The sequence below is a fragment of the Variovorax sp. 10N420 genome (assembly GCF_056394705.1).
The window spans coordinates 594,332-606,541 of the sequence record NZ_JBFTIJ010000004.1 but is presented as its reverse complement, the minus strand read 5'-3'; the positions used below and the strand labels follow the sequence as shown (position 1 = coordinate 606,541).

General features: G+C 64.2%; 12 protein-coding genes and 1 pseudogene. 10 read left to right on the top strand and 3 right to left on the bottom strand.

Annotation, left to right across the window (positions count from 1 at the left end):
* The 8 genes and pseudogenes from garD to dnaJ form a co-directional block, all read left to right on the top strand.
* A pseudogene (garD, locus tag AC1DEK_RS14035) lies at positions 1 to 240 on the top strand (galactarate dehydratase); the annotation flags it as partial.
* A 95-nt stretch (positions 241 to 335) separates the two neighbouring features.
* Positions 336 to 1,331, top strand: a complete 996-nt coding sequence (locus AC1DEK_RS14030; protein ID WP_478125826.1) for a Bug family tripartite tricarboxylate transporter substrate binding protein — start codon at positions 336 to 338, stop codon at positions 1,329 to 1,331.
* Between the two features lie 128 nt (positions 1,332 to 1,459).
* A complete protein-coding gene (gene asd / locus AC1DEK_RS14025; RefSeq protein ID WP_478125825.1) occupies positions 1,460 to 2,308 on the top strand; it encodes an archaetidylserine decarboxylase in 849 nt (282 codons plus the stop codon).
* A 183-nt stretch (positions 2,309 to 2,491) separates the two neighbouring features.
* Complete coding sequence (locus tag AC1DEK_RS14020; RefSeq protein ID WP_478125824.1) at positions 2,492 to 2,839, top strand: winged helix-turn-helix transcriptional regulator; 348 nt, start codon at positions 2,492 to 2,494, stop codon at positions 2,837 to 2,839.
* A 90-nt stretch (positions 2,840 to 2,929) separates the two neighbouring features.
* Positions 2,930 to 3,280, top strand: coding sequence for an FKBP-type peptidyl-prolyl cis-trans isomerase (locus AC1DEK_RS14015; RefSeq protein ID WP_478125823.1), 351 nt, complete (start codon positions 2,930 to 2,932; stop codon positions 3,278 to 3,280).
* A 131-nt stretch (positions 3,281 to 3,411) separates the two neighbouring features.
* On the top strand, positions 3,412 to 3,978 hold the full coding sequence (gene grpE / locus AC1DEK_RS14010) for a nucleotide exchange factor GrpE (protein WP_478125822.1): 567 nt from the start codon (positions 3,412 to 3,414) through the stop codon (positions 3,976 to 3,978).
* A 103-nt stretch (positions 3,979 to 4,081) separates the two neighbouring features.
* Positions 4,082 to 6,016, top strand: a complete 1,935-nt coding sequence (gene dnaK, locus AC1DEK_RS14005; RefSeq protein ID WP_478125821.1) for a molecular chaperone DnaK — start codon at positions 4,082 to 4,084, stop codon at positions 6,014 to 6,016.
* 100 nt (positions 6,017 to 6,116) lie between these two features.
* The gene (gene dnaJ, locus AC1DEK_RS14000; RefSeq protein WP_478125820.1) at positions 6,117 to 7,247 is read left to right on the top strand and encodes a molecular chaperone DnaJ; all 1,131 of its coding nucleotides are present in this window, start codon (positions 6,117 to 6,119) and stop codon (positions 7,245 to 7,247) included.
* A 279-nt stretch (positions 7,248 to 7,526) separates the two neighbouring features.
* Here dnaJ and AC1DEK_RS13995 read toward each other — a convergent pair whose 3' ends face one another.
* The 3 genes from AC1DEK_RS13995 to AC1DEK_RS13985 all read right to left on the bottom strand — a co-directional run bounded on the left by AC1DEK_RS13995 (position 7,527) and on the right by AC1DEK_RS13985 (position 10,076).
* Positions 7,527 to 8,231: a molybdate ABC transporter substrate-binding protein gene (locus AC1DEK_RS13995; protein WP_478125819.1), complete on the bottom strand. Its 705-nt coding sequence runs from the start codon at positions 8,229 to 8,231 to the stop codon at positions 7,527 to 7,529.
* A complete protein-coding gene (locus tag AC1DEK_RS13990; RefSeq protein ID WP_478125818.1) occupies positions 8,228 to 9,223 on the bottom strand; it encodes a tripartite tricarboxylate transporter substrate binding protein in 996 nt (331 codons plus the stop codon). The genes AC1DEK_RS13995 and AC1DEK_RS13990 overlap by 4 nt, the downstream gene beginning before the upstream one ends.
* Before the next feature lie 181 nt (positions 9,224 to 9,404).
* Positions 9,405 to 10,076, bottom strand: a complete 672-nt coding sequence (locus tag AC1DEK_RS13985) for a FadR/GntR family transcriptional regulator (RefSeq protein WP_478125817.1) — start codon at positions 10,074 to 10,076, stop codon at positions 9,405 to 9,407.
* Positions 10,077 to 10,196: 120 nt separating this feature from the next.
* On the opposite strand from AC1DEK_RS13985, the gene AC1DEK_RS13980 reads away from it, so the two are divergent.
* On the top strand, positions 10,197 to 11,069 hold the full coding sequence (locus AC1DEK_RS13980; protein WP_478125816.1) for a fumarylacetoacetate hydrolase family protein: 873 nt from the start codon (positions 10,197 to 10,199) through the stop codon (positions 11,067 to 11,069).
* Positions 11,070 to 11,096: 27 nt separating this feature from the next.
* Entirely contained in the window at positions 11,097 to 12,068 is a 972-nt protein-coding gene (locus AC1DEK_RS13975) for a tripartite tricarboxylate transporter substrate binding protein (protein ID WP_478125815.1), read from the top strand.
* Positions 12,069 to 12,210: the final 142 nt, after the last annotated feature.

The following is a 12,210-nucleotide window of genomic DNA, read 5'->3' as shown; positions in this document are numbered from 1 at the left end:
GGCCTGGCGCAGGTGCCGGTCATCAAGGTCGCCACGCGCGAAGACCTCGCGCGCCGCTGGCACGACTTGATGGACATCAATGCCGGAACCATCGCCACCGGAGAGAAGACCATCGCCGACGTCGGCTGGGAGATGTTCAGGCTGATGCTCGACGTCGCCAGCGGCCGCAAGAAGACCTGGGCGGAGCAGTGGAAGCTGCACAACGCGCTCGTGCTTTTCAACCCGGCGCCGGTGACCTGAACCAAGTCCACAGCAAGATCACAGCAACACCACGCAACCAAGTTCCGCGACCTCCAACAATCACAAGCGCGGCATTCCAACCCCGGAGACAAATCATGCGACGTCGCACCCTCATCCAAACCGCCACTCTCGCTTCGCTCGGCGGAGTCCTTGCGCAACTGCCCGCCTTCGCAGAAGGCCAGTGGCCGACGGGAAAGGCCATCACCTATCTCGTACCTTTCCCCGCGGGCGGCACGACCGACGTGCTCGGCCGCCTGATCGCCCAGAAGCTGGGACCGGCGCTCGGCACCAATGTCATCGTCGACAACAAGGGCGGCGCCGGCGGCAGCGTCGGCTCCGAGGTGGCCTCCCGGGCCGCGCCCGACGGCTACATGCTGCTGGGCGGCACGATCAGTTCGCACGCGATCAACGTGAGCCTCTATCCACGGATCGGCTACGACCCGATCAAGTCGTTCACCCCGGTCACGCTGATCGGCACCAACCCGGTGGTGCTGGTCGTCAACCAGGCCAGTCCATACAAGACGCTGAAAGACGTGCTTGCGGCCAGCAAGGCCAAGCCAGGCGGCTTGTCGTCGGCTTCGGCCGGCACGGGCACCTCGCAGCATCTGGCGCTCGAACTGCTGGCCTACAAGTCCGGCGTCAAGTTCACGCACATCCCGTACAAGGGAAGCGGCCCGGCCATCCAGGACGTGATCGGCGGACAGGTCGACATGATGTTCGACACCACGGTGGTCGCCGGTCCGCACATCCAGAGCGGCAAGCTGCGCGCCATCGCCGTGACTTCCGCCAAGCGGCTGCCTTCGATGCCGGATGTGCCCACGGTGGCAGAGTCGGGCGTGCCCGGACTCGCGGATTTTGAAGTCGTGTCGTGGCAGGCGATCTTCGTGCCCGCCGGCACACCCGCACCGATCGTCGACCGCCTGCACAACGAGATCCGCAAGATCCTCGCGCAGCCCGACATGCAGGAAAAGCTCAAGAGCTTCGGCATGGAGCCGGCCGACATGACGACCGCGCAGATTGCTGCCTTCCAGAAGGCCGAGGTCGAGAAGTGGGCGCAGGTGATCAAGGCCGCGAACATCAAGGCGGAATGAGCTGGCCCCACGCTCCGTCACTTCGTGTACTCGCTGCCCCCCGAGGGGGCCGCAGGCCGCCTTGGGGCGGCCCGGCGTCGGCCTGAGCGGTCTATAGAATCGTCGATCCCCTTGTCGAAAACGCAGCCTTGTCCGATCGCTTTGCCGTCCTTCCGCAGTACCTGCTCCCCAAGCAAGCGCTGACCTCTTTCGCCGGATGGGTTGCCGGCAAGGAGCGCGGCGCCGTGACGACCTGGATCATCCGGCGCTTCGTCGCCAAATACGGCGTCGACATGGGCGAAGCCCTCGACAGCGACATCGCCAGCTACCCGAGCTTCAACGCCTTCTTCACGCGTGCCCTGAAGCCCGGCGCGCGCCGGATTGCACAGGCAGATCTGGTGTCCCCCGTCGATGGCGCCATCAGCCAGTTTGGCGCGATCCAGGGCGACCAGATCTTCCAGGCAAAGGGCCACAGGTACTCGACGACCACGCTGGTCGGCGGCGACGCCACACTCGCCGCGCAATTCGCGCACGGCAGTTTTTCGACGCTGTACCTGAGCCCCAGGGATTACCACCGCATCCACATGCCATGCGACGGCCGCCTGCTGCGCATGATCCACGTGCCCGGCGACCTTTTCTCCGTGAATCCGACCACGGCGCGCGGCGTGCCCGGCCTCTTCGCGCGCAACGAGCGTGTGGTTTGCGTCTTTGAGACGGCACGCGGCCCGTTCGTGCTGGTGCTGGTCGGCGCAACCATCGTCGGCAGCATGGCGACGGTATGGCATGGCGTCGTCAATCCGCCGCGCGGCGGGGAAGTGCGCGAATGGCACTACGCCGACAAGCAGATCACGCTTGGGCAAGGCGAGGAAATGGGCCGCTTCCTGCTTGGCTCGACGGTCGTGATGCTGTTTCCGGCGCCGCCGGTGGTGTTCAACCCGGCCTGGGCGCCGGCGCGGCCGGTGCGCCTCGGCGAGGCCATGGCGAACTACGCCGACTAGGCCAATCCAGCCACGCGGTGTAGCCAAAGGGCTACAGCCCGCAGCAGGCTTGCACCGACAGCTATAAAACTTGTAGCAGCCTACCTTTCGGGCTATAGTCGCCGGCCATTTCGGGTGGTCACGTACCCGTCACAAGAAAAACAGGCGGACATCAGCCCGCCGCTCCCCGAGGAGATGAAGTCGATGAGCAGCAAGGAAAACGCAGCCGTCAGCCAATTGCTCGCGCTGCTGGAAGCTCGCTACGCGCTGCGCGTCCTCTGGGCTCTTCGGGACGGACATGCGCAAACCTTCCGGCTTTTGCAGGACAGCGTCGGCAGCATCACACCCAACACGCTCAACACCCGCATCAAGGAGCTCCGCGAAGCGGGCCTCGTCAATCACGGAAGCGAGGGCTACAGCCTGACCCTCAGCGGACAGGATCTGCTCAAGCGCCTTTCCGACCTTCAAGCCTTTGCCGGCAAGTGGCAGCAGGGGCGGCAGCAGGGTCAGCAGCAGGGGCAAGTCAAGAAAACGCCGCCCTCCACGCCCTGAGCCAACGCGCCCTTCTTCGGGCCCTGGCAAGCGGCTGGCCCGGGCTCGTTAAACTGCGCGGTTTCCTTCCACATTCCCAAGGAGCGCACCATGCCCACCACTCCCTCTGGCCTCCAGTACGAAGACACCACCGTCGGCGACGGCGCCGAAGCAAAGGCTGGCCACCACGTACACGTGCACTACACCGGCTGGCTCTTCAACGACGGCGTGCAGGGCGCCAAGTTCGACTCCAGCCGTGACCGCAACGACCCGTTTGCCTTCTCGCTCGGCGCCGGGCAGGTCATCAAGGGCTGGGACGAAGGCGTCGCCGGCATGAAGATCGGCGGCAAGCGCACCTTGATCATTCCGGCCGCCCTGGGCTATGGCGCCCGCGGTGCCGGCGGCGTCATCCCGCCGAACGCGACGCTGAAGTTCGACGTCGAGTTGCTCGACGCGCACTGAGCCGATCCGGGCTCCTCAAAATGCGCCTCACGGCGCATTTTTTTGCCTTGAAAACCCCTGCGGCAGGCCCAAGATGCCTGTCTATCCATCGTTTTCGTTGATTCCCGGCCTGGCCGCCGGCTTTTATGAGCATGTCAGACCCGCAAAACCCCCCATCGAATCCTGAAATCCTGCAAGGCGAGCCCAGCCCCGAAGAGCTGGAAGCCGCGCAAGCCGCCAACGAAGCCGACGCGCTGGACGCCGCCCAGGCCGAAGTCGCCGCGCTCAAGGCAAAGAACGCAGAGCTGACCGACCAGGTCCTGCGCGCGCAAGCCGACGTGCAGAACGCTCGCCGCCGCGCCGACGAAGAAGTCAGCAAGGGCCGCAAGTTCGCGATCGAAGGATTTGCGGAAAGTCTTCTGCCTGTGCTGGACAGCCTCGAAGCCGGTCTCGCGGTGCAGGAGGCGACGATCGAGCATCTGCGCGAAGGCACCGAAGCCACGCTGCGGCAACTCAAGAGCGCGCTCGAGCGCAACAAGGTCATTGAAATCGCGCCGCCCGCCGGAAGCAAGTTCGACCCGCACCTGCACCAGGCGATTTCAGTTGTGCCCGCTGCGGGACAAGCGCCCAACACCGTCGTGGGCGTCCTGCAAAAGGGCTACACGATCGCCGACCGCATCCTTCGCCCCGCGCTCGTGACCGTCAGCAGCCCGAGCTGAAACCCACAAGAAACCCACAGGAAAACCCCGTTTCATCCCTTGAATCGCACCCGGTTATCCACAAGTTCACAACAACCTTATTTCAGATCCCAGGAGCAACAACATGGCCAAAATCATCGGCATCGACCTCGGCACCACGAATTCGTGCGTGTCGATCATGGAAGGCAACGTCACGCGTGTGATCGAGAACTCTGAAGGCGCCCGTACGACGCCTTCGATCGTGGCCTACCAGGAAGACGGCGAAGTGCTGGTCGGCGCCTCGGCCAAGCGTCAGGCGGTCACCAACCCCAAGAACACGATCTACGCCGTCAAGCGACTGATCGGACGCAAGTTCGAGGAAAAAGAAGTCCAGAAGGACATCGACCTGATGCCCTACAGCATCACCAAGGCCGACAACGGCGACGCCTGGGTCGAAGTGCGCGGCAAGAAGCTCGCTCCCCAGCAGATCAGCGCCGAAATCCTGCGCAAGATGAAGAAGACCGCCGAAGACTATCTCGGCGAAACCGTGACCGAAGCGGTGATCACCGTGCCGGCCTACTTCAACGACAGCCAGCGCCAAGCCACCAAGGACGCCGGCCGCATCGCGGGCCTGGACGTCAAGCGCATCATCAACGAGCCGACGGCGGCAGCACTGGCCTTCGGCCTGGACAAGCAAGACAAGGCCGACCGCAAGATCGCCGTGTATGACCTCGGCGGCGGCACCTTCGACATCTCCATCATCGAGATCGCGGACGTCGACGGCGAAAAGCAGTTCGAAGTGCTGTCGACCAACGGCGACACCTTCCTGGGCGGTGAAGACTTCGACCAGCGCATCATCGACTACATCATTTCCGAGTTCAAGAAGGACCAGGGCGTCGATCTGAGCAAGGACGTTCTCGCACTGCAGCGCCTGAAGGAAGCCGCCGAAAAGGCCAAGATCGAACTGTCGAACAGTGCCGCGACCGACATCAACCTGCCCTACATCACGGCCGATGCATCGGGTCCGAAGCACCTGAACATCAAGCTGACCCGCGCCAAGCTCGAAAGCCTGGTCGACGAACTGATCGAGCGCACCATTGCGCCCTGCCGCACCGCCATCAAGGATGCCGGTGTGAGCGTGACCGAGATCAGCGATGTCATCCTGGTCGGCGGCATGACCCGCATGCCGAAGGTGCAGGACAAGGTCAAGGAGTTCTTCGGCAAGGACCCGCGCAAGGACGTGAATCCCGATGAAGCCGTCGCCGTCGGCGCTGCCATCCAGGGCCAGGTGCTCTCGGGCGACCGCAAGGACGTGCTGCTGCTGGACGTGACCCCGCTGTCGCTCGGCATCGAGACGATGGGCGGCGTGATGACCAAGATGATCACGAAGAACACCACGATCCCGACCAAGTTCGCGCAGACCTTCTCCACGGCCGAGGACAACCAGCCGGCGGTGACGATCAAGGTGTTCCAGGGCGAGCGCGAAGTCGCTTCGGGCAACAAGCTGCTCGGCGAATTCAACCTCGAAGGCATTCCGCCGGCATCGCGCGGCACGCCGCAGATCGAAGTCAGCTTCGACATCGACGCCAACGGCATCCTGCACGTCGGCGCCAAGGACAAGGGCACCGGCAAGGAAAACAAGATCACCATCAAGGCCAACTCGGGCCTGTCGGAAGACGAGATCCAGAAGATGGTGAAGGATGCCGAACTGAACGCGGCAGAGGACAAGAAGAAGGTCGAACTGGCGCAGGCCCGCAATCAGGGCGAAGCCATGGTCCACAGCGTGAAGAAGTCGCTCGGCGAACACGGCGCGAGCCTGGAAGCCGGCGAGAAGGAAAAGATCGAAGCCGCGATCAAGGACGTCGAGGAAGCCCTCAAGGGTGAAGACAAGTCCGCGATCGAGGACAAGACCAACACGCTGATGACCGCCAGCCAGAAGCTCGGCGAGAAGATGTACGCCGACGCGCAGGCTGCGGCCGGCGCCGCAGGCGGCGCGGCCGGCGCCAACCCGGAAGCTGCAAGTGCTCCGGCGGACGACAACGTGGTCGACGCCGAAGTCAAGGAAGTCAAGAAGGGCTGATCTGCATGCCCTGAACCAAGGCTGGACCCGCTGCAAGGTGGTCCAGCCTTTTCCGCTTCCTGACCCTGCTTCCTGAAGACGACTCCGCCCGACCTCGACCATGGCCACCAAACGCGACTACTACGAAACCCTCGGCGTTCCCAAGAACGCCAGCGAAGAGGAAATCAAGAAGGCTTATCGCAAGCTTGCGATGAAGCACCACCCCGACCGCAACCACGGGGACTCCAAGGACGCCGAGATCAAGTTCAAGGAGGTCAAGGAAGCTTACGAAATGCTGTCGGATCCGCAAAAGCGCGCCGCGTACGACCAGTACGGCCACGCGGGTGTCGACCCCAACATGCGCGGCGGCCCGGGTGCGGAAGGGTTCGGCGGCTTCGCTGAAGCGTTCGGCGACATCTTCGGGGACGTCTTCGGGCAGCGCGCCGGTCGCCAGGGCGGGCGGCAGGTGTATCGCGGCAGCGACCTGAGCTACGCGATGGAAGTCACGCTCGAGGAAGCGGCCGACGGCAAGGACGCCCAGATCCGCATTCCCACCTGGGACGATTGCGGCACCTGCAAGGGCACCGGCGCCAAGCCGGGCACCAAGCCGATCACTTGCACGACCTGCCACGGCCAAGGCGCGGTGCAGATGCGCCAGGGCTTCTTCAGCGTGCAGCAGACCTGCCCGACCTGCCATGGGTCCGGCAAGATCATTCCGGAACCGTGCACGACCTGTCATGGCCAGGGAAAGATCAAGAACAACAAGACGCTGGAAGTGAAGATCCCGGCCGGCATCGACGACGGCATGCGGATTCGCAGCACCGGCAACGGCGAGCCCGGGACCAATGGCGGGCCGCCGGGCGATCTCTATATAGAGATACGCCTCAAGAAGCATGAGTTGTTCGAGCGCGACGGTGACGATCTTCACTGCGTCGTGCCGGTCAGCATCACGACGGCGGCGCTTGGCGGCGAAATCAGCGTCCCGACGCTCAAGGGGCCGGCCGCGATCGACATTCCCGACGGGACCCAGAGCGGCAAGCAGTTCCGCCTGCGCGGCAAGGGCATCAAGGGCGTGCGGTCGAGCTACCCGGGCGACCTGTATTGCCATGTGCGCGTCGAAACGCCGGTCAAGCTCACGGAGCACCAGCGCAAATTGCTGAAGGAACTCGACGAGTCGCTCAAGAAGGGTGGCGAGAAGCACAGCCCCACCGACAAGGGGTGGTTCGACAAGGCGAAAGAATTCTTTAGTTAGGTGTTGCTCGCCCCCAGGCTGCGCGCACTTCGTGTCGCTTCGCCTACCCCCTGACCGGGGGCAACACCGGCGGCCTGGCGAAGCCAGTTCCGCGGTGTTTCACGAAAGGCGGGGCTGGAGAGGGCTTGGGCTGGTTAGAACATTAACGCTTCGCCGGGTTGGCGGTAGCCAGCGCGATCTGGCCAACCAGTTGCGGGCGCCGACAGCCAGCCGGCTCAGCGTTTGCAGAATCGTCATGCGCTTTTCTCCGTCGGTTGGATCATGAAAAGTTCCCGTCCGCTAGGGGCCGGGTGCGGTGAATTCGAAGCCGCCCTGCGCGCGAAGGCAGCGCGACCGGGGGCCTGCGATCAAGTCCACGAAACGCCGTGCAAGTTCGGGCTGCTGCGCCTTCGCGCTGACTGCGGCCGTGTAGACGGTGGCCAATTCAAAGGCATCCGGCAGAGGCCCCACGAGTGCGACGCCCGGCGTGTAGTTGATTTCGGTGATCTGGGTGCAACCGATGGCGCCCGGCCCGACGTGGGAGGCGAGTTCTTTCATGGCTGTGGCGCCGTTGGGAAACGTGCGCAGGCGCGACGCTACTGTCTCGGCGATCCCGAGCTTCCCAAGAACCGCCGCGAAATGGATGCCGGCGGTCGAGCGCAATGCATCCGGAAAATAGATCGCCTTCGCGGTCAGCAAACTGGCTTTCAGCGCCTCGGGCGAGCCGACTTGCGGCAACGGCTCGCCCTGTCGGACGGCGATGCCGGTGCGAACGCGCCCTAGCGCAGCTTCCGAGTCTTGCACCAGCCGACGCTCGGCCTGCAGATCGGCAACCATGGCGGCCGTGGCGATCATCACGTCGCAAGGCTCTCCGGCAAGCAGCGCTTCCTTCATGGCGCCGACCGCGCCGAAACGGCCCTCGACCTTGGCGCCGGTGAGTTCCAGGAACACGCCTTGCAGCGCCCTCACCAGCCCCTGGGCCGCCCCCGCACACAGGATGTTCATTGGTCCGCCTTTGCGCCCGACACCTTGACGACCCGCGCCCATTTCGCGATGTCCTGATTCATATATCGCGTGAAATCGGCGACGTTCATCTGCATGGGTGTCGCGCCTTGCGCTTTCCAGGCCCGAATCACGTCGGGGTTCGACGCGATTTTCTGGACCTCGGCGTTCAGGCGGTCGACGACGGCGGCGGGCGTACCTTTGGGCGCCATCAGGCCCAGCCAGATCGTCGCTTCGTATTTGGGCACGCCGGCTTCGTCCACGGTCGGCACGTCGGGCATGACGGCCGAACGCGTGAGGCCGGTGGTTGCGATCGCCTTCACGCGGCCGCCGCGCACATGCTCGGTCATGGTCGGTACGGCGTCGAACATCATGTCCACCTGGCCGCCCAGCACGTCAGTGCGCGCACCGGCGCTGCCCCTATAGGGGATGTGGAGGATCGACACCCCTGCCATGGCCTTGAAGAGTTCGCCCGCCAGGTGATAAGGCGTGCCGGGGCCGGAAGACGCATAGGTCAGCGCGCCGGGCTTGGCCTTTGCCAACGCGATCAACTCGCCCAGGTTGTTGACCGGCAACCCGCTGCGAGTGACCAGCACGAGATCCGACGAGTTGATGGGCGTCACCGGGACAAAGTCGCGCATCAACTGATAAGGCTTGTTCGGGATGAGCGATTCGTTGACCGTATGCGCGTTCGACATCAGGAGCAGCGTGTAACCATCCGGCGGGCTCTTTGCCGCAGCCTCGGTGCCGATGACCGATCCCGCGCCCGGCCGGTTGTCGACCACGAACCCTTGCCCGAGGGCCTCCTGCAGGCGCACCGCAACAATTCGTGCGTAGACGTCGGCCGGTCCGCCGGCGGCAAACGGCACGATGATCCGCACCGGATGCGACGGATAGTCCTGCGCATTGGCCGCCACGAACGGGGCCGACGCAATCAAGGCTGCAGCCCAGCAGTGCGGCGCGAGGCGCAGACATCGACTCCATAGTGTGTTCACGATTGTCTCCAGGAGCGCCCCGGCCCGGGAGGCTCAGTCAATTGGTATGAATTGGTATGCCTCCACGCCAATCCAGGCCAATATACCGGCGGGCTCGGACCGGGTCAACGCGAGGGCGGGTTTCCGCTAGTCCAATGGCGCGCAGGCTCGCTGTCCCAGCGTTACGGTGCGCCACGCACCGTCAATAGCCGAGCAAGTTTTTCCGCACATGAACTAGGTGGCCGAGGCAGAGTTCGCTCGCTCGCGCACCGTCGCGATCCTTCAACGCCGCCACAAGGTCGCGATGCTCGCGCTGGTAGGCGAGCCGGCGTTCGGGCGTTGCGCTGCGCCGCTTCAGCATGCCCCATTCGCTCTGCGCACGGACTTCGTTCATGCGTTGGAAGACAGTGGAAATGAACGCGTTGTGAGCGGCATCAGCGATCGCCTCATGCAGCTTGCCGTCCCACAATTCGAACTCCTCGATGGTGGCGGCGGCCTCGCCTCGCTCGCAGCAGTTTTCCATTCTTTCGAAGTCTGCAGTGGTCGCGTTGCCGATCACCATGGCGATGATGGCGGGTTCGAGCACCAGTCGGGCGCTCATCAGCTCGGCCGGACTGGTTGCCAGCGGCGACTCGCCACTGCTGATGTCGGCGAGCGCGCGGCCCACTTCGTCGCTCACGTAGGTGCCGCTCCCGACCGTCTGAGTGATCAACCCCCTGCCCTTCAGGTCCGCGAGCACGCGGCGAACGGTCGACCGGCTGAGCCCATATTGGCTGCTCAACTCCCGTTCCGTCGGCAAGCGATGGCCGGCCCGCCACGCGCGCGACTTCAGGTTTTCGAGGATGGCTTCCCGCAAGTTCAGGGCACTGTGCACGATCGCAGGTGGATTGAAATGAAGAGAGCGCGCCGACCCTGGCGGTCCGGACGCGGGCTGGGCTCTATTGTGGACTTGGTATCCGATTGGTAGCATTTGGTCGCCATAGAGGAGATCATTGTGCGCATTGCAACCTATCAATATCAAGACCGCAGGCACGTCGGCCTTGTCTCGGACGATCGACTGACCGTCACGCCGCTTCAACTCGACCCCGCCGCGGCCCTTCGCGGGGCGTTGCCCCTCATCGAAGCACACGCTTCTGGCGCATCCGCGCTGCCGACTGCGGGCAGCCCCATGGCTCTGGGTGACGTCAAGCTGGAAGCGCCGATCCCGCTGCCGCGCCGGAACATCTTCTGCGTCGGCCGCAACTACCACGCGCATGCAAAGGAGTTGTCGGGCTCGGTGTTCAAGAACAGTGCGGCCAGCGTCGATGCGTGGCCCATCGTCTTTACCAAGGTGCCCGAGTGCGTCGTCGGGCCCGACGACCCGGTGCAATTGCCCGGCGAGGCCATTTCGGCGCAGATCGACTACGAAGCGGAACTGGCGGTGGTGATCGGCAAAAGCGGCCGCAACATTTCGCGGGCCGACGCGATGTCGCATGTGTTCGGCTACACCATCGTCAACGACGTCACGGCGCGCGACGTGCAAATGCGGCACCAGCAGTGGGACCTGGGCAAGTCCTTCGACACCTTCTGCCCGATGGGGCCCTGGATCGTGACTGCCGACGAGCTTGATGGCACGCGTACCCGGGTGCGCTGCTGGGTCAACGGCGAGCCGCGGCAGGACGGCCAGACCACCGATCTCATCTTCGACATTCCCACGCTGATCGAAACCTGCTCCCGCGGCATCACGCTGCACGCGGGGGACATGATCGCGACCGGCACCCCCGCCGGAGTCGGCATGGGTCTGACGCCGCCGCAGTACCTCAAGCCGGGCGACGTCGTTCGCATCGAGATCGACGGGCTGGGCGTGCTCGAGAACCGGTTCGTGTGATTACCCGACACAACGGAGACAACAAACATGCACCCCTCACGACGTGCGCTGCTGGGCGCCGCGCTGATCACCGCTGCTGCGAGCGCACTCGCGCAAGGCTCATGGCCTGAAAAACCGATCACGATGATCGTGCCCTTTCCGCCCGGCGGCGTCGCCGATACCGTGGCGCGGCCAGTTGCCGAAGCCTTGTCACGCGAGCTCAAGCAGCCGGTCATCGTCGAGAACAGGGCCGGCGCCGGTGGCGCGGTCGGCATCGGCTACGTCGCGCGAGCACCGGCGGACGGTTACACAGTGCTGATGAGCCTGTCCTCCATCTCCATCCTTCCGGAAGCCGACGTCATCCTGGACCGCAAGCCCGCTTACCAGATGAGCCAGTTCAAGCCGATCGCGCGCTTTACCGCCGATCCGACCGTACTGGTCGTGCGCGCGGATGCGCCATGGAAGACGCTCGCCGACTTTGTCGCGGACGCACGCGCCAAGCCCGGTGCCTACAACTACGGGAGCTCCGGCAACTACGGCACCATGCATGTGCCGATGGAAATGCTGAAGAACGCCGCAGGATTTCGCATGACGCACATTCCTTACACCGGAGCGGGTCCGGCGGTCGTTGCGCTTCTCGGAGGCCAGGTCGATGCGGTCGCGAGCGGACCGTCCACGGTGGTGCAGCAGATCAAGGGCGGCAGACTGCGCGCGCTCGCGCATTGGGGCGATCAGCCGCTGGCGGCGCTTCCGGATGTGCCGAGCCTTTTACAGTCCGGCTACAAGGTGAAGTTCGCGCAGTGGTCGGGGCTCTTCGTTCCTGCGGGAACGCCCGAAGACATCGTTCGCAAGCTCAGGGCCGCATCTGCAAAGGTTGCAGCGGACCCTGCCGTCGCGCAAGTGATCGAAAAGGCGGGAAGTCCGATCGCCTATCTGGATGCGCCAGAGTTCCAGACCTACTGGAATGCGGATGCAAGCGCCATGACAGAGGCTGTGCGAAAGATCGGCAAGGTCGAATGACCCTTCGAAAATCGGCGAAAAAAGGCGGCCCAATGGCCGCCTTTTTGTTGTGCGCCGGCCATCTTGTGAATACCGATGCGAGATTCTCACCTCTTCAGTGTTTATTCGTAAGCCGGCAGCACGGCTCAAGCGTTGCAAACCC